Here is a 22,835-nt window from a genome sequence, read left to right on the forward strand (position 1 = left end):
CATCATGCAAGTAACTAATGGAGGACAGCTGTCAGCGAGCATCGCGCTTCCTGCGCCGGCGAACGTCGAATTCGACGAGCAGCGATTTCAGTTCCACCTCACGAACGCGTCGTGCCGCTTCATCGGGGCTGACCCATTCCAAAATGCGCTGGCCTTGCTCTTTGAAGTCGTTGCTGATCTCGATGACTTCAACCTGAAACAAATCGACGATGCAGGGAGCTACGTCGCCATCGTCGAGGTCTTTCAGATAAGTGTAGCGGCCGACCGGTTTCTTCCTCACCGTCCCGCGCACGCCTGCTTCCTCCCAGGCTTCGATCGCCGCCGCTTCGAACGGCTTCTTCCCTTTCATCGGCCACCCTTTCGGAATGACCCAGCGCGCACTCTCGCGCGATGTGATCACCAGGATTTCGATTCCCGGTCCGTCATTGATGAAGCGGAAGCAAATCGCGCCGTACTGTTGGCGGAATGCGCCCGAAAACAGCTTGGCAGGAACGGCGGCGAGCTGCCGCAGCAATGGCTGAGACTTGTCTGGTCGAGGCTTGCTGCGTTTTCTCGGAGTCTTCATGGCGATCGAAGGTTATTGAAGTCGCTTGTTCTTCACCTGCCTGAGCCTGTTCATGACAGATTCTGACAATCAGTTGTAGGCGCAACCATTCGCCGTTGTCATCCCCGCGCTCGCCGCCACTTAGCGTGCTCTATAATGCGGTCCTATCGCCGTTACGCAGATTGTGAATTGCCAGCAACTCCGGATACGCGGAAACATTGCTCGCAAGAACGGGATGGCCCTTGAACAGATCTTCCCCCTCGGTCGGAAAGGGTAGGTACTCGCCCCCGGCCTCTTTGACCAGGCAATAGCCGGCCATGCAGTCCCAAGCCCGCATGTGAGGTTCGTAATAGCCGACAAGACGCCCTGCAGCCACATAGGCAAGCATAAGCGCTCCGGAGCCGTTCCGAATGAACGTGCCGCCGCTGGCGAGCAACGCTGTTATGATGGAGCCGACAATCTCTGGAGCGACGTGCGTATTGCAGCCAATACCGGTCATGGCGTTCTGTATCGTGCGGGAGGGATCGAGCGAAAGCCTCTCGCCATTCAAGCTCCCTCCAAGGCCGGCGGCTGCGGCATAAAGCTCATTCGCACAGGGCGCTTGGATCACGCCGATGACCGGGACGCCTTGATAGAGGACAGCGATCGAAACGCACCAGGTGGGCATGCCATTGACGAATGGCGCGGTGCCGTCGATTGGATCGACAACCCAGGTATAGCCGGAACCTCCCGCTTGATGGCCAAACTCCTCGCCGAGGAAACCGTCCTCGGGAATTGCTGCCGCAACCCGCTCGCGCAGAAAGGTCTCGACGCTCCGATCGGCGATCGACACGACATCCTGAAGATCGCGCTTTGTTTCGATCACGAGAGTCTCGCGCTTATTGAAATAGTCGAGCGCCATAGCACCAGCTTCCGCAGCAAGGGATTTGGCCAGGGTGAAGCGCCGCTCCAGGTCGGTGTCATGCATAGTCATATTGCTATCCTTTATTCGCATTCCAAATGTTTCAGGCCCAAATGTTTCAGGCCCAAATGTTTCAGGCATTGATCAGCGCGATGCCACGGTTCTCGAACCCGAGTGTGACATCGCTCGAAGGCGGCAGGTTCCTTTCGACTGCGTGGTCGATGATGAACAGCGTTCCGACATCGGTCTCGACTTCATATTCGACATGCCCGCCGAGATAGGCACTGTGGAGCACGCGTCCCGGCAGGCCCTGCTGGCCGGCTGCCGCTATGGTGATCGATCCGGGCCTCACAGCGAGTTTTGCCATGCCGGGCTTTGCGTTACGGCCCGGCAAACGATGGTCCACGCCGGCCACGCGGATGAGCGCCTCCGTACCTTCGACGCCGATCACTTCGCAAGGGATGACATTGGCTTCTCCCATGAAATCGGCGATGAAGGACGATGCCGGTGTTTCATAGAGCTCGCGCGGCGTCCCGGATTGGGCGATCTCGCCATCCTTCATGACGATGATACGGTCGGACACCGCCAGAGCCTCATCCTGGTCGTGCGTGACATAGACGGCGGTGAAACCGAGCCGCTGCTGCAGTTCGCGGATTTCCGTGCGCACCCGGCGGCGCAGGCGTGCATCGAGGTTGGAGAGCGGTTCGTCGAGCAGCAGCACCTGCGGCTCGAGCACAAGCGCGCGGGCAACCGCGACGCGTTGCTGCTGGCCGCCGGAAAGCTCGGCCGGCAGGCGATGGCACATGCCCGCAAGGCCGACGAGCTTCAATCCTTCCTCAGCCTTTTCCCGGGCTTCCTTGTTGCCGAGACCCGACGACTGCAGGCCGTATGCGACGTTATCGAGCGACGTCATGTGCGGAAACAAGGCATAGGACTGGAACACCATCGAGACATCGCGCTCGTTGGCGGGCAGCATGGTAACTTCAGCACCGCCGATCAGGATGCGTCCGGATGTCGGATGCTCGAGCCCGGCCAGCATGCGCAGCGTGGTGGTTTTGCCGCAGCCGGATGGGCCGAGCAAGGTTACCAGCGTGCCAGGCTCGATGGTGAGAGAAAGGTCCGGGATGGCCGTAAATGCACCGAAAGACTTGCGCACGTTCTGGAAGGTGACGGAACCGGGTTTGACGGTGATCATGCGGTTTTCTCCTGACCGAGAGGAACAGAGGGAGCTGGGCTGGTGCCGGCGACGCGATTTTCGCGGCGTAGACGGCGCTCGCCGACGACGAGCTGGAAGCCGGCGATGACAATGCTCATGACCACGATCAGCATGGATGAATAGGCGATCGCCACGCCGTATTCGCCATTCTCGACGAGGCCGACGATATAGGACGTGGCCATGTTGTATTCCGCGCTGACGAGGAAGATGACGGCGCTGATCGAGGTTATGGCGCGAACGAAGGAATAGACCAGCGCAGCGGTGATGGCTGGCCGCAGCAAGGGCAGGATCACCTTGCGGATCGTGCGGAAACTGTCCGCACGCAAAGTCAGCGACGCTTCGTCCAGGCTCTTGTCGAGCTGGCTCATCGCTGCGATGCCGCCGCGAACGCCGACCGGCATATTGCGGAAGACGAAGCACAGGACGAGGATCAGCGCCGAGCCGGTCATCTCGACCGGAGGCAGGTTGAAAGCCATGATGTAGCTGACGCCGATGACCGTTCCGGGAATGGCGAAGCTCATCATCAGGGCGAATTCGAAGACGTTCCGCCCGACGAATTTCTGCCGTACGATGATATAGGCTGTGAGCAAGCCCACCGCAGCGGTCAAGGGCGCGGAGACGAGCGCGATCTCCATCGTCGTCCAGAAGGAATTCCACGCCACGCCGGTCCAAGCGATCCCGCCATTGGAGAAATCGATCGAGAAGGCGCGAACGTAGTGGCCGAGCGTCAACGAGTTGTCGAGGCCCCAGGTTTTCACGAAACCGCCGATCAGGATCATTCCATAAACGACGACGGTGAAAATCATCCACGGAATGACCACCACATGCGCGGCAATGGAAAGGCCGCGCGGCAAGGCGATATGGGCGCCGCTGTCGCCCTTGCCGGTGACCGTGGCAAAGCTCTTGCCCGATAGCCAAAGACGCTGGGCAAGGAATGCCGAAAGTGTGAAGCAGAGGAGCACGATGGCAAGAACGGCGGCGCGCGACGGATCGTTCTGCGAGCCCACGACCGCAAAGAAGATTTCCGTCGAAAGCACGCCATGCGTGCCGCCGAGCACCAGCGGATTGCCGAAATCGGCCATGCTCTCGATGAACCCGATCAGGAAGGCATTGGCGAGACCTGGCTTCATCAGCGGCAGGGAGACGCGCCAGAACGTGCGCCAGCGACCGGCACGCAGGGTCTGCGATGCCTCCTCCATCGAGGGGCTGACGCCTTCGACGACGCCGATGAGGACGAGGAAGGCGATCGGCGTAAAGGAGAGAACCTGGGCGATCCAAATGCCGGTGAGCCCATAGAGCCACCGGCCCGGCTCGATGCCCAAAAGGCTGGACAATGTCTCGGTGATGATCCCGGCGCGGCCGAACAGCAGTGTCAGCGCCAGGCCGATGACGAAGGGCGGTGTAATGATCGGCAGCACCGTCAGCAGGCGCAATCCCTTTTTGAACGGAAAGCGCGTGCGCGTCGCCACCAGCGCAAAGCCGAGGCCGAGCAGGGTCGAGCCGGAAGCGGTCATGAGGGCGAGAAGGAGCGTGCGCCAGGCAACGCCGCAACGTTCTTCGCCCGCTATGCAGGCCAGGCTCCAAATGCCGGGGTCCTGAATGTTGCGTATAAGACCATCCGGATTGAAGGAGCCGTCGAAGTCCTGCACCGAAGCGATGAACATGCTGCCGATCGGATAGAAAACGAAGACGGTGACCAGAAACGCAAGAATGCAAATCGAACCGACGATGAAGGCGTCCCCCTTCATCACCCCGCGTTCGGCCAGTCCGAAGGCAAAGAGAAGAACGAAAACCAGCGCTATGAGGACCGCGCCGGCACCCATCGATGGCTGTCCCTCGGATAACATGCCGAACAGGTTTTCACTGATTGCCCAGGTCCAACCGGAAAAGCCGATCGCCAATCCCTGCAGAGACAGGAAGACGAGGCCGACGGCACCGAGCGAGGCGAGCAAGGTTCCGCGCCGCATCGGATCGCGCACCAGACGCGCCAAACAGCAGAGCAGAAAGAGCAGGACCACGCCCGCAAGCCAACTTCTTCCGTGCTGCAGGATTTGCAGCACGCCTGGCGCCGCATCGGCGGAGAAGGGGAAGGCAGACAGCCACTTGAATCCGAAGAAGCCGCCCTCGATGCGATACCACGGGACAATGATCAGGGCAGCCGCCCCCAGGCCAAGGACGATGTCCAATCGGCGATTGCCACGTCTCATGGCATACCTCGCTTATTTCACGTTGATGAAAGGGGAGAATGGATCGGCACCCCGGAACCGTCCGCGATGCCGTGCCACTCATCGATCTTCAGTTGGCGATGGCGCCGACTTCCCGATCCCAGCGCTCGAGCAGGGCCTTGCGCTTTGCCGGATCGCCATAGGTCTTGAAGTCGTAGTCGATCAGCTTGATGTCCTCGAACTTCGGCGCTTCCTTCGGCACCTCCGCCGATTTGTTCGACGGCAGCTGGAAGGACTTGGCATCCTTCATGCGCGACTGCACTTCGGGTCGCAGCGCCCAGTCGTACCAGATCTTGGCATTGTCGAGATTGCGGGCGCCTTTAATGATCGACATGGAGCCGATTTCATAGCCGGTGCCCTCGCATGGCGCGACCGACTTGACCGGAAAACCTTCGGCGGTCTGCGCGACGGCGTCATGCATGAAGACGATGCCGAGGGCCGTTTCGCCCCGCGCCGCCGCCTTGACAGGAGCCGATCCGGATTTGGTGTATTGCGAGACGTTGGCGTTTAGTTTTTTCAGATAGTCGATGGCCTGGTCTTCGCCCATGATCTGCACCAGCGAAGCGAGTGCCGTATAGGCAGTGCCCGAGGAGTTCGGATTGGCGATCTGGATTTCGCCCTTCAATTCCGGCGCCAGGAGATCGGCCCAGCAGCGGGGTTCCTTGTAACCCTTGGTCTTGAAGATCTCGGTGTTGTAACCCCAGCCGAGCGCACCGGCGTAGACGCCGACCGTCTTGAAACCGGTGCTCTCCGCCTGCTTTTTGGCCCAATCCTGCAACTGGTCGAGCATTGGCGACTTGTATTCCAGCGTCAGGTTTTCCGATGCTGCCTGGACATGCGGATCCCCCGTGCCGGCCCACCAGATGTCGGTCTTCGGGTTGCGAGCCTCGGCGCGTATCTTGGCATAGGTCTCGCCCGATGACAGGCGCACCATATTCACCTTGATGTCGTGAGCCTTTTCAAAGTCGCCCTGCATCTGCTCGCAGATGACGACATCGGCCGAGCAGATGAGGTTGAGCTCGCCGGCGGCCTGGACCGAACCGGCAGCCAGCGCCGTTCCGGCAAAGAGAAGCGTGGAAAGAACTGTCAGTCGCATGGGTATCCTCCTGTTGCTTGCGTCTGAGAGGGGGTGGGTCAGCGACACAAGCGCTGCCCGTCGCGGCGCGTCGATCGCACCGGGTTGTCAGGGGTCGGATGGAAGTCGGATCCCGGCCTATTGGGTCGGGGAAATCTCGGTGTCGAAACGGGTCAACAGCCGACTTCGCTCATCGGACAAGCCGAATGTTGCAAAGTCATAATCCACCATCTTGATCATGGTGATGTCGGGGGCAGCCGGCGGCAAAGCCGCTTTGGCGTTCGACGGAACCTGGTTCTGGCCGGCGGCGGCTCCTGTCGCCTGGCCTTCCGGACTGAGGGCGAAATCGACAAAGGCCTGGGCGGCTCTGGCGTTGCGGCTACCCTTGACGATGCTGACCGCACCGATCTCGTAACCCGTCCCTTCGCAGGGAGCGACGATGACAAGAGGGGCGCCTGCTTCCTTCAGGGTGACCGCATCATGCATGAACGAGATGCCGATCAGGATTTCGCCCCGGGCGGCAGCCTTTACCGGCGCCGAGCCGGACCGGGTATACTCGACAATATTGCGGTTGAGCGCCGCCATGTACCGGAACGCTTCCTCTTCGCCGAGGAGTTGCACGAGCGTGGCGAGCATCGTGAAAGCCGTTCCGGAGGAGTTCGGATTGCCGGACTGGATATGGCCGCGATAGGCCTCTTTCGTCAGGTCCTGCCAGCAGGTCGGGGCCGGAAGCTTCAGCGCTGCGAGGAGATCGGAATTGTAGGCGAAGCCCAAAGCCCCCGCATATATGGCGGCCGAACGTGAGCCGGACATGGCAAAAAAGTTCTGCGCCCAAGGCAGCATGTCGTGTTCATGGTCGGGCTGATATCGATCGAGCAGATCCTCTGAGGCAGCCTGGAGATGGGCATCGCCAGTTCCACCCCACCAGACATCCACTGTCGGATGTGATTTTTCGGCACGGATCTGATCGAGTATATCGCCAGTGCTCTTGCGAACCATCGAGATATCGATACCCGCCCGGGCCTCGAACGCTTTTTCCATGGTCATGCACCAAGCTTCGTCGACGCCGCACAGGACGTTCAATCTCGCCTCGGTCATGCCTTGGCTTGCGCCGCACAGCCAGAAAGCCATGCCCGCAGCAAAAGCGGTCAATGTTCTCACGCAAGCCTCCCTTGGAACCTTCCCGTTCCAATCTCCACAGCCAGCATGTCAGATCTTCACGTCACCGCAATCGAAGAATGGTTACCGATTTTTCACCGCCGAGCCGAACGACGTTACATTCATTACAAATGTGACAAACCTCATCATCAGCAAGTCTTTGAACATTGGCGGCGGCATGCCTATGATAGCGGGGGGAGGATCAAGCTGTGCTGAATCAGAAGGTTAGAATTCTGATCGTCGAGGACGATCCTGATATGGCGGAGCTTATCTCCGATCTCGTCGAGGCCGAGGGGTGGATACCGACCTGCGCGGGATCCGCCGAGGAGGCGACCGATATCCTGGCGCGAGAGCAGATGCATCTGGTGCTTGTCGATCATAACCTGCCGCGTACATCCGGCCGAGCTTTCGCCCAAAAACTGCGGTCAGAGATCAATATCGGCATCGTCATGGTGACGGCAGCCGGCAGTGCTGCCGATCGCGTCCTCGGCCTTGAAACCGCTGCGGATGATTATGTCGTCAAGCCGTTCGAACCGATCGAACTGACGGCCCGCATCAAAGCTGTCTTACGGCGAACCGTGCCGTCGCTGAAACAGGAAAAGGAGAGCGAGCGGGAGCACGAACGTCCCTCTTTGCTGCTTGGCGACTGGGCAATCGATCTGATGGGCCGGCAAGCCGTCTGCCTCGCAGATCGCAGCAAAACGCTGACAACGGCTGAGTTCGCCTTGCTTGAAATCCTTGCGCAGACCCCCAATCAGCCGGTGAGCCGAGCGCAGATCCTCGATCGGCTTGGCTCGGAAAGTGATCGCTACATCGACCGCAACGTCGACGTCCTGGTTCTGCGGCTCCGGCGGAAAATCGAACGCAATCCCGACCTTCCGCGCCATATCAAGACACGACGCGGAAAGGGCTATGTCCTGCACACTGGCGACGGCGAGCCGTCAGCGTGATCAGCCGCTCCTTTCTGTCGTCGATTGCCTTTCGCTTGCCTTTCGCGATTGCCTTCATCTGCTTCCTGGTTTTCAGTCTTTCAGCGATCGCGATCTACGGGCTGCAGCGCGCCCGTGACGAAATGGCTGCCTATGGCCTACAGGCCTTCACGAGCCTGGCCAAAGCCTCGCTTGTTTCCCGGCAAGTATCCGATCTGGTGTCGAGCGCGCCCTTCCTGATGAACTCGACCTCGCCCTACCGGGTGGCGAGCGAGAGCCGCGCTGTCGTGCTGCAGGTCGACAGCCTGCTGAAGACGGCCGAGCCGCACGGAGCAGACCAGTCTGCGCGCGGCTTTGCCAGCGCGAGGATGGTTGAGCTTCTCGACCTTATCAGGACACAGACGCTTGTGCTTGCCAGGGACGCCGACGCCGCCCAGAACCACAAGGCTGAAGCCGCGGCGGCGCTAGGGGAGGTGGCGACCGGCAAGGGCATTGTCGATCCCGATCTGCGCCGTCAAGTGAACGGAATCGTGCAAGCGGCTTCCACCTCCGACAGTCTTTTCCAGCTTGGCGAACTTCGCAGGCGATACGTGGCGGGTACCACCAAGGCGCAAGGGGGGACCGAGCCGGAGTCGAGGATTTCGCCTGCCGAGTTGCAGCCGTATGAGCGCGTGTTCGAAGCTCAAACACGATACCTTTTGAATATGTTCGCGATCCGGGCGGCGGTCGCAAAGCTGCATGCCGTCTCCCGCGACCTCTCTCATGCAACGGAGACGCAAAGCGATGCAGTTGCACGCCAGCTGAATGACGATCTGCTTTCGACCTCCGATGCCTTGAGCCGGCTCCTGGTCACCGTGGCCTTGGCTTTTCTGCTCGTGCTCGTCATGGCCATATTCTCCATCCGGTCGGTCATGCGCGTGTCACGGGGCATCGTGGCGCTGTCGAACGGCATGAATGCGCTCGCCAAGGGTGAAAACGAAGTGGGGCCGCCAGCCTACGGCGGAAATGAAACCGAGCTTGTGCGTCTGCTGGATGCGTTCCGCGCCTTCAAGGACAGCGTGGATCGCGTGTCTCGATTAAGACGCACGGCAGAAGCCGCCGCCCGCACCATCCGGTCGACCTTTCGCAACATGAACGAGGGGATCGCGCTTTTCGACAAGATGGGGCGACCGATCACCATGAACAGGCGGATCATCGAACTGTTTGGCCACTCGGGTTCCGCGCGCAAATTGCCGCTGCGCCGGTTTGTCGAGCCCGTGCCGGAGATTGATCCCGCCTTGCTGCCCTCAGATCCGGACCGCGGCGCCCTGTTGGAGCGTGCCGTCATCCGCCATCGGACCGGTGACCAGCGGGTAGTTGAGATTTCCATGTCACGACAGCCGGAGGGCGGCATCGTTCTTCTTGCGCGCGACGTAACGCTGATGGATCGACAGGAGGCGGAAGCGGCAAAGGTTCAGCGGCTGGACGGTATCATGCGCATGACGCATCAGGTGAGCCACGAAGTGGGCAACATGATCGGCATCATCACCGGCAGCCTCGGCCTTCTGGAGCGTGAAACCGGCTTCAACGATCGGCAAAAACGCAACATTGCCCGGATCCGCAAGGCGGCCGAGAGGGGACGATCGCTAGCCGGCAGCATGTTATCGATCGGCAGCCAGCAGCCGTTCTATCCAAGCCCGGTGGATGTCGGCAGTCTCCTCCGCGGGATGGCCGATATCCTGGAGATCGCTGTCGGTGCAAAGTGCCATATAAAGCTGGAGCTGGATGCTGACCTGCCGGTCGTATCGCTCGACGCGGCTCTCTTGGAACAGTCCGTTCTGAACCTCTGTCTCAACGCTTCGGCAGCGATGCCGCTGGGAGGCATCATCGTTATCGGCGCGACGGCAACGACGGAAATCTTGCTGATTTCGGTGACCGACAGCGGCATAGGCATGAGCCCAGAGGTGATAGACAAAGCTTTCGAGCCCTATTTCACCACGCGAGGTTCCCACGGTGGAGCAGGGCTCGGCCTTGCCATGGTGTACGGCTTTGTCCGTCAGAGCGGCGGGGAGGCGTCCATCTATTCCTCTCCCGGAAACGGAACGACCGTCAGGCTTAGCTTCCCGACCGGTTTGCGCTCTTAATCAGCGGTCAGGAGGTGCCACCAGATTAACGCTCATTGCGCTCGAAAAACCACGCGAGCAGGATGCCGGTGAAGAGCATGCCGGCCGCGACGAAGATCGTATCACCCGGAGTGCCAATATAGAGCGGCCCGATATTGGCAAACAGCAGGAAGGCAATCAGGAAATTCGCCCAGCCCCAGACGACATTCGCCGTCGGCGAACCGGGATTTGCGAATGGGGTGCGAAAACGCCGGCCGCTGACGCCGTTGACGAAATGCGGGATGCCGTTGGTCAGAAATGCAGCGGCGATGAAATGGACGATATAGGCGATCCAAGGCAAGGGCTTTTCCAGTGATGAGTGGCGTCAATGGAGGAATGTGGCCGGCGATGCGATGACGGCAAGGGGAGCCTGGAAAAGCGCGTGGTGCGGCCGCACGCCGCCGAATAGCGGCGGGCCTGGCCGGGTCAGATCAGCATGAAATCTTTGAAGTGAAGTGCCGCGTAATTGTCGAGATCCGCGACAGCGATCGCCGTGCCTGCCGCACTCCCATCCGCGTCAAAGGAGAGAGTGCCGCTCGCCTGATCGTAGATCAGCTTGTCATCCGCCCCGAGCGCTTTCGTGCCGAGAACGAAATTCTCATCCGAAAATGCGGACAGGCTGAGCGCGGCGAAAATCGAATGGTCGAGCAGCAGCTTGTCGTCCGCCGCGGAGGAAATATGCGGATCAATTCCGAAGGAGTGAATAATATCGTTTATTCTAACGGCTTTATCCATGGTTTTCTCCCGGTTTAAGAGGAATAGACCGTGGGAATATATCCCCATTTGCTGCCGCAAATTTGATTCAATACACGATGGTGGTCGTGCAGTGTTTGCTTGTTAATCATGATATGTTGTTCCGAATGTGGCCCGTAACGGGCGACAGTTCGCGCAATAAGACGATCAATCTTTGCTTGCACTTTTCCGGTTGGCCGCCAGCCGGCCAATATGGCGGCTGGAACATCGGCAGTCACGGCGAGAAGATCAGAGCCACGGCAGGAGCGCTGAACGCCGTATTGCCTGCGTCAGGCGTGTTGGTCTTCCGCAGGCTGTGATGGGAGGCGGGAGCGGTCAGGCAAAGCCGAGCGGCAGCTTGTCCAGTTTCCTGTCGGCGCCGTAGTCGCGCTCATGCGGCGAGCGGCGGCGGCCGTCGCGGCTGGAAAGATCGATCCGGTTTTCAGCAAAGATCCCATCGGGATAGGTGCCGGTATCATGGCTATCGGTGTCGATCTTGGGGGCAAGGATTTTCAGGATCATCGGGGTTCCTCCGCGGCGCACCATCAACACTCGGAAAGGCCGCTTCGTTCCCTTTATAAATCCTGAATTATTAATAAATTAACCATAAGCGTCACGAAAAGGCACAGCGGTTGCCAAGGTCCGGGCCACACACGTCGGCGCTGGATGACCTTGCCGTGGAACTCACGGACCGTGATTGCCGTTGATATCGACGGACACAGGAGGTTTCCATGCAGTTGATCGATACGCGAGTGTCACAGGCCGGTGACATCTTCACCGTCGAATTCTTGGGCGAGGGAGGGGAATCGATCTCCGTCAAGATCGACAACTCCAACGGCGAACTCGACCACTCCAAGGCCGTCGACCACGCCAAGGTGATGATGGTTCAGCTGACCAGCTTTGCCGGCGGAGAGGCGGATGGCAGCATCAATCGATACGATGCCTTGAGCAACGGCAATTTCGACGAAGGCAGCAAGGGCCTGATCGGCCAACCGAGCGCCCGTTCGACCCACGACAGCGCGGTGCTGGAGGAGGAGCTCAATGAAGGTCTTGAGGACAGCTTTCCGGCAAGCGACCCTGTTTCGGCAACGGTATCGTCCATTCCCGCCAACGCGCGACGACACTGATCGCACCACCTTTTGAATTCCAAAGGCCGGAAAAGGCTGCCCATTCCGGCGCACAGCCTTTCCTTGCGTGACAAATCGGTGTCAAAACTGAGAAACAGCTGAAAACGTCAGATGTCTGATTGACATGGGAGCCTTCTAGAGAGGGCCCGAGAAGGGAGTGCGCACGACGCACTTCCAAGGTCTCGGAGACACGCTCATGAAAATCATTCAGATCACCGACACCCATTTCAGCCCGAACAAACCGCATTTCAACGGCAACTGGGCGCCGCTTCTGAGCTGGATCGAAGCGACCGGCGCCGATCTGATCATCCACACCGGCGATCTCACCGTCGACGGCGCCGACAAGGACGAGGACATCACCTTCTCGATGGATCTGATGCGCCAGGTGTCGGTCCCGATGCTGATCGTCCCCGGCAATCACGATGTCGGCCATCTCAAGGGATCGGACCAACCCGTCAATCCTGAGCGGCTGGCCCGCTGGCGCAGCCTTGCCGGTGACGATCGCTGGCTGGAGGATGCGGCCGGCTGGCGCTTCATCGGCTTGAATTCGCTGCTTCTCGGCCATGAGGACGAGGAAGAAGAGGCGCAGTTCGAATGGCTCGCCAAGGCGCTCGAAGACAGGGCAGGGCGGCGCGTGGCTCTCTTCGCGCACAAACCTCTCTTCGTCGATGCGCCCGATGAAGGCGATACCGGCTACTGGAGCGTTCGTCCGGCGCAGCGCCGGCGGCTTTATGATCTGATAGCAGCCCACGACGTGGCGCTGTTTGCCAGCGGCCAGCTTCACTGGGCCTGGCAGGGCCGCTTCGACAACACCCAGCTGACCTGGGGTCCGTCAGCCGCCTTCATCATTGACAAGATGGAGCGCGAGATGCCGGGCGAGCGCCTGATCGGCGCCGTCGTCCACGAGTTCGATACATCAGTCGAAAGCGAGATCGTCGCCGTTCCCGGCATGACCGCGCATGTGCTCGACGATGTCGTGCTCGAGGTCTATCCCCAGGCTGTCAAGCCGCGGGAACCCGTCGAATGAGCGCGCTCTCGCTTCGCGGCATCACCAAGGCCTTCGGCGGCAACCAGATCCTCAATGGCGTCAGCCTCGATGTCGGCGCCGGCGAATTCATCGCGCTGGTCGGCCCTTCCGGCTGCGGCAAGAGCACGCTGCTGCGCGTCCTGGCCGGCCTCGACCATGCCGATCATGGCGAAATCCTGATCGGCGGACGGGATATGTCCGGCGTCGCGGCTGCCGACCGCAACATTGCCATGGTCTTTCAGTCCTACGCGCTCTATCCGCATCTGACGGCCGCTGAAAATATCGCCGTGCCGCTGGCGATGCGGCGGCTGTCGAGAACAGAGCGGCTGCCTTTTATCGGATCGCTGGTTCCAGGTCAGCGTGCTACCCGCGCGGCGATCGCCCGCGATGTCAGGGAAATGGCGACATCGCTGAAGATCGACCATCTACTCGACCGCAAGCCCGGCCAGATGTCGGGCGGTCAGCGCCAGCGCGTGGCGCTCGCCCGCGCCATGGTGCGCCGGCCGAGCATCTTCCTGATGGACGAGCCGCTGTCCAACCTCGACGCCAACCTGCGTGTCCACGCCCGCGGCGAGATCGTCGAACTGCATCGCCGCGCCGGCGTGCCGACGCTCTATGTCACCCATGACCAGGCGGAAGCGCTGTCGATGGCCGACCGTGTCGCCGTGATGATGGGCGGCCGATTGCTGCAGATCGCAAGTCCTGAGGTCATCTACGACGATCCGGCCCATATCGAGGTCGCCCGCTTCATCGGCCAGCCGCGCATCAACCTGCTTCCGGCCTTTGCCGAAGGCGGCGTCGTTCTCTGCGGCGGCCTGCGGCTGACGCTGGAAAATGCGCCTGACAGGAAGAGGCCGGTGACGCTCGCCATTCGCCCGGAATTCGTCTTTCTCGCCAAGAGCCGGCATGACGGCCTTGCCGCCCGGATCGAACGCGTCGAATTTCTGGGGTCCGAAGTCATCCTCCATTGCCGGCTCGACGCGATCGGCGAGACTATCATCGCCAAGGTACAGCCGTCCGAAGCCTCCGGGCTTGCAGCCGGGGATGCCGTGGGGCTGCGATTGTCGCCTGGCCGCACGCTGATCTTTGCCGAGGACGGCAGCCGGCTGGCCGGCTTTGTCGCCGGTGGCGATGCCGGGCTCAGCGCCGCTGATGCCGGGCTCGCCGGTACCGATACCAATGCCGATGCCGAGCGGGAGAGGGCGCATGGCTAGCGTCGCCTCCCTGGCCATCCCTGGTCATTCCGCCATTGCCCATCGCCGCAGCGAGGCGCGCATCGCCTGGATGCTGGTGCTGCCGGCGATAACGCTGCTGTTTCTCTTCGTACTGTTGCCGGTCGCGGCTGTCGTGGTGCTCGGCTTTACCGATTTCGAACTCGGCTACGGCAAGTTCCGTTTCGTCGGCTTCGAAAACTACGCTCACCTGATCACCGACCGCACATTTCGCAAGTCGCTGTGGAATACCACGGTCTATACGGCGATCGTGGCGCCGGTCTCGATCCTGCTCGGTCTCGGCATCGCCATGCTGATCGAAAGCGAGACCGCCGCCCGCAGCTTCTTCCGCACCGCCTATTTCCTGCCGGTCGCCTCGCTGATCGTCGCCATGGCGACCGTCTGGCAATATATGTTCCACCCGACGATCGGCCCGCTCAATGCGCTGCTGGCGCTTGCCGGATTGCCGGGTCCGAACTGGCTGGGAAGCTCCGGCACAGTGCTCTACAGCCTGTCGATCATCGGCGTCTGGCAATCCGCCGGCTTCAACATGGTGCTCTTTCTCGCCGGGCTGACGGCGATTCCGCGCGAGCTTTACGCCGCAGCCGAAGTGGACGGCGCCAGATCCTCGCTCGACCGCTTCCTGCTGGTGACCTGGCCGATGCTCGGGCCGACGACGCTCTTCGTCATCACCATCAGCATCACCAATGCGGTCAAGGTCTTCGAGACGGTGAAGACGCTGACCGAGGGCGGCCCGAACAAGGCATCCGAGGTGCTGCTCTTTACGATCTACCAGGAGGGCTTCGTCTACCTGCGCGTCGGGTATGCCTCGGCGATGACCGTAGTGTTCCTGCTGATCCTCGTGGTGCTGATGTTCCTGCAGTACCGCCTTCTCGACCGCCGGGTGCATTACACATGATGACGAGCGCCTTTTCCCTCGGCAGGGTCATCCGCCTGAGCCTGCTTTCCCTTGGGGCGATCATCTTCCTCGCGCCTTACATCTTCATGATCTCGGCGGCCGGCAAGACGCAGAGCGACATCTTCACCTCGTCGCTGTCGCTGATCCCGGCGCATCTCGCCTATGCCGAGAATTTCGCCAAGGCCTTGAGCCGGGTGCCGATGGCGCGGCTCCTGTGGAACGGCGTCGTCGTCTGCGGGCTGATCTTCTTCTTCCAGGTGCTGGTGGCGATCCCTTGCGCCTACGCCATGGCCAAGCTGCGTTTCGGCGCGGCGCGGGCCATGATGGTGCTGGTCATGCTCGGCCTTCTCGTGCCGATCCATGCGACGGCGCTACCGCTCTATGTCGCCTTCGACCGCGCCTCGCTGCTCAACAGCTATGCCGCTCTTGTCGCGCCCTTTACCATTTCGGTCTTCGCGATCTTCATGTTCCTGCAGTTCTTCCGCGCCATGCCCGACGATCTCATTCATGCCGCCCGTCTCGACGGCATGTCGGAGCTCGGCATCGTCGCCCGTGTCATAGTGCCGAATGCCTGGCCCGCGGTCACCGCCTTCGCTATCTTCTCGGTGGTCGCCCATTGGAACGATCTCTACTGGTCGCTGATCGTCATCAGCAAGCAGGACTATGCCACGCCGCCGCTCGGGCTGATGTATTTCCGCGCCGCCGAGGCCGGCGACGACTACGGCGCGCTGATGGCGGCGACCCTGATCATTACCCTTCCTCTCGTCGCCGCCTTCCTGCTTGCGCAGAAGCGTTTCGTCGAAGGCATCACCATGACCGGTCTCAAAGGCTGACCGGCTTCAACCAGGAGAACGAGCGATGAAACATATCACCCAGCTTCTCGCCGCAGCGGCCGTATCGATGGCAATCGCGCTTCCCGCGCATGCCGAGACGACGCTGACGGTTCACTACCCGATGCCGGGCTTCTTCAAGGACGTGATGGACACGATCTCGAAGAAGTTCATGGCTGAAAATCCCGATATCAAGATCCAGTTCGCCAGCCCCTCGGCAACCTATGAAGAAGGCATCCAGACGATCCTTCGCCAGGTCGGCACCAGCGAAATGCCCGACATCACCTTCATCGGCCTGAACCGCTTGCGCATGCTCGACGAACGCGACGTTGCCGTCGACCTCGGCCCGTTCGTCAAGAAAGACGGCAACATGGCCGAGCAGGGCTTCTCCGACACGATCCTCAAACTTGCCCAGGTCAAGGGCAAGCAAGTGGGCCTCGCTTTCGCGACCTCCAATCCGATCATGTATTACAACGCCGATCTCGTGAAGGCGGCCGGCGGCAATCCCGACAATCCGCCGAAGACCTGGGACGAGGTCATCGCGCTCGGCGGCAAGATCAAGGCGCTCGGCAACGGCGTCGACGGCATCGATTTCCGCTGGCAGGGCGACGACTGGATGTTCTCGGCACTGCTCTTCGGCGCCGGCGGCAGGATGCTGAGCGATGATGAGAGCAAGGTCGCCTTCAATGGTCCAGAAGGCAAGAAGGCCGTCGAGGTCCTGCATCGTTTGGTCACCGAGGGCGGCATGCCGGTCTTCACCAAGCCTGCCGGCGAACAGGCTTTCGCAGCCGGCAAGGTCGGTTTCGAATTCCAGACGACTGGCGCGCTGCGCAACACGATCAAGAATGTCGGCGACAAATTCGATCTGCGCACGGCCAAGATCCCGCTGATCGATCCGGTCAACGGCCGTCTTCCCACCGGCGGCAACGCCGTCGTCATCCTGACGCATGACGCCGCCAAGCAGGATGCTGCCTGGAAGTTCGCCAAATTCGCCGCCGGCCCTTACGGCGCTTCCGTCGTCGTACCCGGCACCGGTTACGTCCCGAACAACGAGCTTGCCGCCAAGTCGCCTGAATATCTCGGTGATTTCTACAAGCAGAACCCGCTGTTCCGGGCAGGCCTCAGCCAGATGCCGGTGATGATCCCGTGGTATGCCTTTCCCGGCTCCAACGGCGTCAAGGTCACCCAGACGATCGTCGACAATCTCTCGCGCATCGTCGACCAGTCGGCCGAGCCGAAGGAAGCGCTCGACGACGCGGCCGCCGATGTCGAGGGCATGCTGCCGCGCAGCTGATCGCTTTTCCGATAAGGAAGGGCCGGGCCGCCACGCCGAGCGCATGGCGGCCCTCCTTGTTTTCAAGCGTCTCGGATGGCCCGCACCGTGCCACCGCGGCGCAGTGCATAGGCGACATCAAGATGGCGGGCAGGGGCAGCGTTCTCCGCCATGTCGAGCAGCAGCGAGGCGGCCGTCGCCCCCATGCTGGCATCCGGCATTTCGATTGTCGTCAGCGGCGGATCGATCAGCCGGCCGATGGCGATGCCGTCGAAGCCGGCGACCGACACATCCCCCGGCACCGAAAGCCCCTCGCGCTTCAGCGCGCCGATGACGCCGAGCGCCAGAAGGTCGTTGGAGGCGATGATCGCCGTCGGCGCAAGCGCGGTCATCGCAGTGCCGAGGTCGATCTGGTCGTAGCCGCCGACGAAGGGGATCTGCACGGTGTCGAGCGGTGACAGCCCGTTCTCGGCCATGGCGTCGAGATAACCGCGGTAGCGCAGGCGGGCGCGGTCGGAAGCGGCGAAATTGCCGGAGAGGAAGAGAATGCGACGATGGCCCATGCCGATCAGGAAGGTGGCGATCTCGCGGCCCGCGCCGCGATTGTCGGCGGTGACGGCCGCCGGAAATTGCGCCGTCGGCAGGTTGTTGAGCAGCACGGTCGGCGGCAGCCTGGCCAGCAGCGCCTCGCTGGTCGACGGATCGCAGACGGTGAGGATCAGCCCGGTCGGCCGGTCGATGAGCAGGGCGGCGACGGCGTCAGCCTCGCGTGCCGGATCGTAATTCGACTGGGCGATCAAGACGCCGTGGCCGGCGACCAGCATGCGGTTCTGGATGCTCGACAGCGACGAGGCAAACACAGGATTGGTGATGCTCGGAATCAGTACGCCGACCACCGGCCGGCGCCCGAGTCGCCCGGCGGAAAGGCCGGCCGGGCGATAGCCGAGTTCTGCGGCGGCGCGGCGTACCTTGCGCACCATCAGGTCGCTCGCCGGTCCGTCACGGTTGAGAACCCGGCTTGCTGTTGCCAGCGAACATCCGGCCCGGAAAGCGACCTGCTGCAATGTAGCCATCGAAAACGCCTCCTGGTGACAGATAAGGCGCAATCCCTTAGGAGGTTTCGATGACATTGGTCTGACATTGGCGGAAGCGGCTGGCCGGAGTTTTGCCGTCTTGTCCATTGGCACACATAGAAGTTGAAGAGAAATGCAACCTGTGGAATAGTCGGATCAACGCGATCCATCTCTTTCACGCTCATCCCTGGACAAGAATGTCTCATAAAATCAAATGCTCCGCTGCCTGGCGGTTTTTCGCGACGGTCGCCCTGGTCGCAAGCTTCGCGTCGTCGGCCTATGCGGACACTTCGTCGACGTCCTGGCCACAAACGCAAAGCGACCTCCAAGCCGACACCAACGTCCATTTCGGCACGCTCGCCAATGGAATGCGGTTTGCGATCATGCGCAATGCCACGCCACCCGGGCAGGCAGCGATCCGCTTTCGCATCGGCTCCGGCTCACTTGAGGAAAACGACAACCAGCAGGGCCTGGCGCATTTTCTGGAGCACATGGCCTTCAAGGGTTCGACGCATGTCGCCGAAGGGGAGATTATCCGTATCCTGCAGCGCAAGGGCCTGGCCTTTGGGCCTGATACCAACGCCCACACTTCTTACGACGAGACTGTCTATGCGCTCGATCTTCCCGAGGTCGATGCCGACACGGTTTCGACGGGCTTGATGCTGATGCGGGAGACGGCAAGCGAACTGACCCTCGATGCCGGCGCCTTCGATCGCGAACGCGGCGTCATCCTGTCGGAGGAGCGGCTGCGCGACACGCCGCAATATCGCGCAGGGCTCGGAATCATGAATTCCTTGCTTGCCGGCCGCCGCGCCACCATCCGCGTGCCGATCGGCAAAACCGACATCATCAGCAATGCGCCTGTGGACCTCGTGCGTGATTATTACCGGGCCAATTACCGGCCCGATCGGGCAACGCTGATGGTGGTGGGCGATATCGATCCGGCCGCCATGGAGGCCCAAATCCGGCAGCACTTCGGCGATTGGAAGGCCGTGGGTCCGACACCGACAAAACCGGATCTGGGCACACTGGAGACGAAAGGCGAAAGCGCCGACGTCCTCGCTGTTCCCGGCGGCATGACCAGCATCCAGATTGCCTGGACGCGTCCTAATGACGCCGCGCCTGACACATTTGCCAAGCGCCGCATGCAGCTTATCGAAGATCTCGGCCTGTTGGTGCTCAAACGCCGGGTGAGCACCATCGCCAGCAAGGCGGATGCCCCTTTCATCAGTGCGGTTGCCGGCTCCCAGGATCTTCTCGATTCCGCGCATATCGTCCTGATCGTGGCGAATTCCGAGCCGGATAAATGGCAGGCGGCGCTCACGGCCATCGACCAGGAACAGCGGCGTATCCAGGAGTTCGGCGTTGCGCAGGCTGAACTCGATCGTGAAATCCTCGAATATCGCTCGTTCCTCCAGGCTGCCGCGGCCGGAGCCGCGACGCGCACGACCACCGACATCGCTTCCATACTGGCCAGCAGCGTCGATGACAATCAGGTCTTCACGTCGCCCGCCGAAGACCTTTCGCTGTTCGAGACGATCACGAAGGGCGTCACGGCGGCCGAGGTCAATCAGGCGCTGCGGCATGCCTTCTCCGGCAACGGTCCGCAGGTCGTGCTGCAGACCGCCCAATCACCCCAGGGCGGAGCCGACGCGGTTCGGCAAGCCTATGATGCGTCAAAGGCTATAACCGTCTCGGCATCATCCGGTGCAGCCGACGTCGCCTGGCCCTACACCCATTTCGGCGAGCCGGGAACCGTGGTCGAACGCCGCGCCGTCGACGACCTCGGCGTGACTATGGTGCGCTTTTCCAACGGCGTCCGGCTTACGGTCAAGCCGACCAAGCTGCGCGCCAACGAAGTGCTGGTGCGCGAAGATATCGGCCGCGGCCGGCTAGACCTGCCGCAAGACCATCCCGCCCCGATCTGGGCGTCTCCGGCTGTCGCGCTGTCCGGCGTCAAGGCCATGGATTACCAGGATATCCAGAAAGCGCTGACGGCGAACATCGTCGGCATCGACTTCTCGGTCGGCGACAGTTCCTTCAGTTTCGACGGTCGCACGCGGACTGAAGATCTTGCGACGCAATTGCAGCTGATGACGGCATACACCGCCGATCCCGCGTACCGCCCGGAGGCATTCAAGCGGGTGCAGCAGGCCTATTTGAGCGGCCTCGATCAGTATCAGGCGACCCCCGGCGGCGTTGTCAGTCGCGATTTCGGAGGTCTCGTGCATTCCGGCGATCCGCGCTGGACCTTCCCCGATCGCGCTGCCTTGTCCGCCGCCAAGCCGGACGATTTCGAGGCGCAGTTCCGGCCTATGGTTTCCAACGGCCCGATCGATATCACCATCGTCGGCGACGTCACGGTGGATGACGCGATCCGGATGACAGCTGAAACCTTTGGCGCTTTGCCGCCGCGGCCGGAGGCCGCGCCGAGCAAGGATTGGGGTGACGTGCGTTTTCCGGCGGCGAACAAGACGCCCGTCTTGCTGACCCATAGCGGCAGGGCGGATAACGCGGCCGCCGCCTTCGGGGCCCCGATCGGCGATTTGCTCTCCGATCTGCCGCGGTCCTTCACCGCCAATATCGCCACCCAGATTTTCCAGAACAGGCTGATCGACCAGTTTCGTATTGCGGAAGGCGCAAGCTACGTCCTGGAGGGTGACGCGAACCTGTCACGGGAAATCCCCGGCTATGGCTACGCATTTTTCTACGTCGAGACGGAGCCGGCAAAGATCGGGCGTTTCTATGCACTTGCCGACGACATCGCTAATGACCTGCGGTCGCATGATGTCTCCCCGGACGAGTTCGCGCGCGCCCGGGAACCGATCATCGAGACACTGAAGCATCAGCGGCAGAGCAACGAATATTGGATCGAATCTCTGCGGGGCGCTCAGACGGATCCGCGTCGTTTGGAGCGGATTCGCAACAGTCTCAGCGGCTACGCCAAGGTCACCGCCGGGGATATTCGCGCGTTTGCCGGGAGCTATTTCAGCCCGGAGAACTTCTGGAAATTCGAAGTGCTGCCGGCGGCGGTAAGATAGGCGCTCTGGGGCTTGAGCGCCGTCGTACGATCGCTCAACCGCGGCGTTTGACCACGCGCATGTTCGAAGCGTGAAGCCCAGCGCGAGATAGAGCGAGACGGCGGATGTGTTTGCCGCATAGGCAGCATGTCGGCGGCATGGCCTCCGTCAGCCCCGCCGTCTCCCGGCGATCAGAACCAGCGCCAGGATAAAGCTGAGCAGGCCAAGCGACATCGGCAGCCCTTGGTGTCCGACCAGCTGCATCGCCAATCCCGCCGCGGGCGAGCCCGCCATCCCGCCGATGCCCCACGCCAAGGCGAAGGCCGCATTGCCGGCGATCAGGGCCTGGCCGGTGAAACGCTCGCCGAGCTGGATCAGCGACATGGTGTAGATCCCGAACGAGACGCCGCCCCAGACGAAAACCAGTGGCCAGATCAGCCATGCGTTGAAGACCAGCGGCAGCAGCAGGCAGCCGGCAAGGCAAGCCAGGACGCAGAATGACATGGTCCCTGTCGAGCCAAGCCGTTCGGCCACGCGGCCGAGCAGGATCTGCATCATGGCATTGCCGGCAATGAAACAGGTGATGAGCGCTGCGATCCGTTCTTCGGCGCTGCCGAGGGCCGCGCCATAGACCGCGAATAGGGAAAGCAGGATCTGCTCGAAGGCGGCAGCCATGAAAACAGCAAACAACAGCAGCGGCGCCAGTGCGAAGAAGCTGCCGAGCGATGTTGCCTCGCCATCGCTTGAGATCTTTGGCACGCGTGGTGCGACCGCCAGCACGATGAAGCCGCAGGCGAGGAAGGCCGTGATGCCGATCATGAAGGGCGGCCAGCCCTCCGTGCCGGTGAAGCCGAGCGACAGCGGGCCGATGGCGAAGCCAGCCGAAACGATCGACGAATATAGGCCCATGATGCGGCCGCGCCGCGGCGCCGGCGTGATCGAGATCAGCCAGGTCTCGCTGATCACATAGAGCGGATTGGCGAAGACGCCGAGCAGATAGCGCAGTGGCATCCAGGCCCAAACATTCTGCATCAAGCCAATCGCCATCAGGGTGAGGGCGGCCAGGATCGAACACAGAATGGCCAGCCGCGCTCCGCCGAGGTACCGCGAGAGCGCCGGAATGAAGGGCGCCGATACAATGAAGCCCAGCGGCGTCATCGCCGCCGACAGGCCGATCAGGACGGATGTCGTTCCCTGCCGCTCCAGGATGAAGCTCAGCAGCGGATAGGTCAGCCCCTGCGCCACGGCGAATACCGTAACGGTCGCGATGATCCCCGCCATCGCCGCCCATAGGATACGGACCTCCCTCGGTGATAGGATGTTTTCGGCGCTCATGCAGATGTCCTCGTCAGACCTCAATGTTCTTAGAACCTTGGAACCCGGGCTCGGGAGGATGAATTCTGCGGGATATGGCGAGCGGCGTAATTAAGCTCT

19 protein-coding genes and 1 pseudogene are annotated in these 22,835 nt (G+C 61.5%); 9 read left to right on the forward strand and 11 right to left on the reverse strand.

Going from position 1 to position 22,835, the window contains the following annotated elements; all coding sequences use genetic code 11:
* Window positions 1-31 precede the first annotated feature (31 nt).
* From CO657_RS08800 to CO657_RS08825, 6 genes are all read right to left on the reverse strand, one after another.
* On the reverse strand, window positions 32-565 hold the full coding sequence (locus CO657_RS08800; protein WP_012557672.1) for an NUDIX hydrolase: 534 nt from the start codon (window positions 563-565) through the stop codon (window positions 32-34).
* A 130-nt stretch (window positions 566-695) separates the two neighbouring features.
* Window positions 696-1,517: an inositol monophosphatase family protein gene (locus CO657_RS08805; RefSeq protein WP_012557673.1), complete on the reverse strand. Its 822-nt coding sequence runs from the start codon at window positions 1,515-1,517 to the stop codon at window positions 696-698.
* A gap of 61 nt (window positions 1,518-1,578) precedes the next feature.
* Window positions 1,579-2,640, reverse strand: coding sequence for an ABC transporter ATP-binding protein (locus CO657_RS08810; RefSeq protein WP_054185306.1), 1,062 nt, complete (start codon window positions 2,638-2,640; stop codon window positions 1,579-1,581).
* On the reverse strand, window positions 2,637-4,868 hold the full coding sequence (locus CO657_RS08815; protein WP_012557675.1) for an ABC transporter permease: 2,232 nt from the start codon (window positions 4,866-4,868) through the stop codon (window positions 2,637-2,639). The genes CO657_RS08810 and CO657_RS08815 overlap by 4 nt, the downstream gene beginning before the upstream one ends.
* A gap of 88 nt (window positions 4,869-4,956) precedes the next feature.
* Window positions 4,957-5,982 (reverse strand): ABC transporter substrate-binding protein, encoded by a 1,026-nt coding sequence (locus tag CO657_RS08820; protein WP_012557676.1) that lies wholly within the window; start codon window positions 5,980-5,982, stop codon window positions 4,957-4,959.
* Window positions 5,983-6,099: 117 nt separating this feature from the next.
* The gene (locus CO657_RS08825) at window positions 6,100-7,092 is read right to left on the reverse strand and encodes an ABC transporter substrate-binding protein (protein WP_041671429.1); all 993 of its coding nucleotides are present in this window, start codon (window positions 7,090-7,092) and stop codon (window positions 6,100-6,102) included.
* Window positions 7,093-7,328: 236 nt separating this feature from the next.
* Between CO657_RS08825 and CO657_RS08830 the strand changes: the two genes are divergently transcribed.
* Complete coding sequence (locus CO657_RS08830; protein WP_012557678.1) at window positions 7,329-8,069, forward strand: response regulator transcription factor; 741 nt, start codon at window positions 7,329-7,331, stop codon at window positions 8,067-8,069.
* Window positions 8,066-10,171 (forward strand): ATP-binding protein, encoded by a 2,106-nt coding sequence (locus tag CO657_RS08835; RefSeq protein ID WP_012557679.1) that lies wholly within the window; start codon window positions 8,066-8,068, stop codon window positions 10,169-10,171. The genes CO657_RS08830 and CO657_RS08835 overlap by 4 nt, the downstream gene beginning before the upstream one ends.
* 25 nt (window positions 10,172-10,196) lie before the next feature.
* On the opposite strand, the gene CO657_RS08840 is transcribed toward CO657_RS08835, so the two are convergent.
* From CO657_RS08840 to CO657_RS08855, 3 genes and pseudogenes are all read right to left on the reverse strand, one after another.
* Window positions 10,197-10,490, reverse strand: coding sequence for a hypothetical protein (locus CO657_RS08840; RefSeq protein ID WP_012557680.1), 294 nt, complete (start codon window positions 10,488-10,490; stop codon window positions 10,197-10,199).
* Between the two features lie 125 nt (window positions 10,491-10,615).
* A pseudogene (locus CO657_RS08845) lies at window positions 10,616-10,864 on the reverse strand (calcium-binding protein); the annotation flags it as partial.
* Window positions 10,865-11,257: 393 nt separating this feature from the next.
* On the reverse strand, window positions 11,258-11,443 hold the full coding sequence (locus CO657_RS08855; protein ID WP_012557681.1) for a hypothetical protein: 186 nt from the start codon (window positions 11,441-11,443) through the stop codon (window positions 11,258-11,260).
* Between the two features lie 209 nt (window positions 11,444-11,652).
* On the opposite strand from CO657_RS08855, the gene CO657_RS08860 reads away from it, so the two are divergent.
* From CO657_RS08860 to CO657_RS08885, 6 genes are all read left to right on the forward strand, one after another.
* Complete coding sequence (locus CO657_RS08860) at window positions 11,653-12,048, forward strand: hypothetical protein (protein WP_012557682.1); 396 nt, start codon at window positions 11,653-11,655, stop codon at window positions 12,046-12,048.
* 196 nt (window positions 12,049-12,244) lie between these two features.
* Complete coding sequence (locus tag CO657_RS08865) at window positions 12,245-13,075, forward strand: metallophosphoesterase family protein (protein ID WP_054185308.1); 831 nt, start codon at window positions 12,245-12,247, stop codon at window positions 13,073-13,075.
* A complete protein-coding gene (locus CO657_RS08870; RefSeq protein WP_054185309.1) occupies window positions 13,072-14,289 on the forward strand; it encodes an ABC transporter ATP-binding protein in 1,218 nt (405 codons plus the stop codon). The genes CO657_RS08865 and CO657_RS08870 overlap by 4 nt, the downstream gene beginning before the upstream one ends.
* Window positions 14,282-15,205, forward strand: coding sequence for a carbohydrate ABC transporter permease (locus CO657_RS08875; RefSeq protein WP_012557685.1), 924 nt, complete (start codon window positions 14,282-14,284; stop codon window positions 15,203-15,205). The genes CO657_RS08870 and CO657_RS08875 overlap by 8 nt, the downstream gene beginning before the upstream one ends.
* Entirely contained in the window at window positions 15,202-16,038 is an 837-nt protein-coding gene (locus tag CO657_RS08880; RefSeq protein WP_054185310.1) for a carbohydrate ABC transporter permease, read from the forward strand. The genes CO657_RS08875 and CO657_RS08880 overlap by 4 nt, the downstream gene beginning before the upstream one ends.
* A 25-nt stretch (window positions 16,039-16,063) precedes the next feature.
* A complete protein-coding gene (locus CO657_RS08885; RefSeq protein ID WP_054185311.1) occupies window positions 16,064-17,329 on the forward strand; it encodes an ABC transporter substrate-binding protein in 1,266 nt (421 codons plus the stop codon).
* A 62-nt stretch (window positions 17,330-17,391) separates the two neighbouring features.
* Here the strand turns inward: CO657_RS08885 and CO657_RS08890 are convergent, their stop codons facing one another.
* Window positions 17,392-18,381, reverse strand: coding sequence for a substrate-binding domain-containing protein (locus tag CO657_RS08890; RefSeq protein ID WP_054185312.1), 990 nt, complete (start codon window positions 18,379-18,381; stop codon window positions 17,392-17,394).
* Window positions 18,382-18,578: 197 nt separating this feature from the next.
* Between CO657_RS08890 and CO657_RS08895 the strand changes: the two genes are divergently transcribed.
* Window positions 18,579-21,422 carry a M16 family metallopeptidase gene (locus CO657_RS08895; protein ID WP_054185313.1) on the forward strand — a complete coding sequence of 948 codons (2,844 nt, stop codon included), beginning with the start codon at window positions 18,579-18,581 and terminating at the stop codon, window positions 21,420-21,422.
* A 147-nt stretch (window positions 21,423-21,569) separates the two neighbouring features.
* On the opposite strand, the gene CO657_RS08900 is transcribed toward CO657_RS08895, so the two are convergent.
* The gene (locus tag CO657_RS08900) at window positions 21,570-22,736 is read right to left on the reverse strand and encodes an MFS transporter (RefSeq protein ID WP_054185314.1); all 1,167 of its coding nucleotides are present in this window, start codon (window positions 22,734-22,736) and stop codon (window positions 21,570-21,572) included.
* Window positions 22,737-22,835 lie beyond the last annotated feature (99 nt).

The sequence above is a fragment of the Rhizobium acidisoli genome, from assembly GCF_002531755.2.
In the GTDB taxonomy this organism is placed as follows: Bacteria; Pseudomonadota; Alphaproteobacteria; order Rhizobiales; family Rhizobiaceae; genus Rhizobium; species Rhizobium acidisoli.

Excerpts from the sequence above, each read along its gene's own strand:
- CO657_RS08900 (WP_054185314.1), bottom strand. The coding sequence starts at position 22,736 with ATGAGCGCCGAAAACATCCTATCACCGAGGGAGGTCCGTATCCTATGG.
- CO657_RS08805 (WP_012557673.1), bottom strand. The coding sequence starts at position 1,517 with ATGACTATGCATGACACCGACCTGGAGCGGCGCTTCACCCTGGCCAAA.
- CO657_RS08895 (WP_054185313.1), top strand. The coding sequence starts at position 18,579 with ATGTCTCATAAAATCAAATGCTCCGCTGCCTGGCGGTTTTTCGCGACG.
- CO657_RS08820 (WP_012557676.1), bottom strand. The coding sequence starts at position 5,982 with ATGCGACTGACAGTTCTTTCCACGCTTCTCTTTGCCGGAACGGCGCTG.
- CO657_RS08865 (WP_054185308.1), top strand. The coding sequence starts at position 12,245 with ATGAAAATCATTCAGATCACCGACACCCATTTCAGCCCGAACAAACCG.
- CO657_RS08815 (WP_012557675.1), bottom strand. The coding sequence starts at position 4,868 with ATGAGACGTGGCAATCGCCGATTGGACATCGTCCTTGGCCTGGGGGCG.
- CO657_RS08870 (WP_054185309.1), top strand. The coding sequence starts at position 13,072 with ATGAGCGCGCTCTCGCTTCGCGGCATCACCAAGGCCTTCGGCGGCAAC.
- CO657_RS08855 (WP_012557681.1), bottom strand. The coding sequence starts at position 11,443 with ATGATCCTGAAAATCCTTGCCCCCAAGATCGACACCGATAGCCATGAT.
- CO657_RS08875 (WP_012557685.1), top strand. The coding sequence starts at position 14,282 with ATGGCTAGCGTCGCCTCCCTGGCCATCCCTGGTCATTCCGCCATTGCC.
- CO657_RS08880 (WP_054185310.1), top strand. The coding sequence starts at position 15,202 with ATGATGACGAGCGCCTTTTCCCTCGGCAGGGTCATCCGCCTGAGCCTG.
- CO657_RS08890 (WP_054185312.1), bottom strand. The coding sequence starts at position 18,381 with ATGGCTACATTGCAGCAGGTCGCTTTCCGGGCCGGATGTTCGCTGGCA.
- CO657_RS08885 (WP_054185311.1), top strand. The coding sequence starts at position 16,064 with ATGAAACATATCACCCAGCTTCTCGCCGCAGCGGCCGTATCGATGGCA.
- CO657_RS08825 (WP_041671429.1), bottom strand. The coding sequence starts at position 7,092 with ATGGCTTTCTGGCTGTGCGGCGCAAGCCAAGGCATGACCGAGGCGAGA.
- CO657_RS08860 (WP_012557682.1), top strand. The coding sequence starts at position 11,653 with ATGCAGTTGATCGATACGCGAGTGTCACAGGCCGGTGACATCTTCACC.
- CO657_RS08810 (WP_054185306.1), bottom strand. The coding sequence starts at position 2,640 with ATGATCACCGTCAAACCCGGTTCCGTCACCTTCCAGAACGTGCGCAAG.
- CO657_RS08800 (WP_012557672.1), bottom strand. The coding sequence starts at position 565 with ATGAAGACTCCGAGAAAACGCAGCAAGCCTCGACCAGACAAGTCTCAG.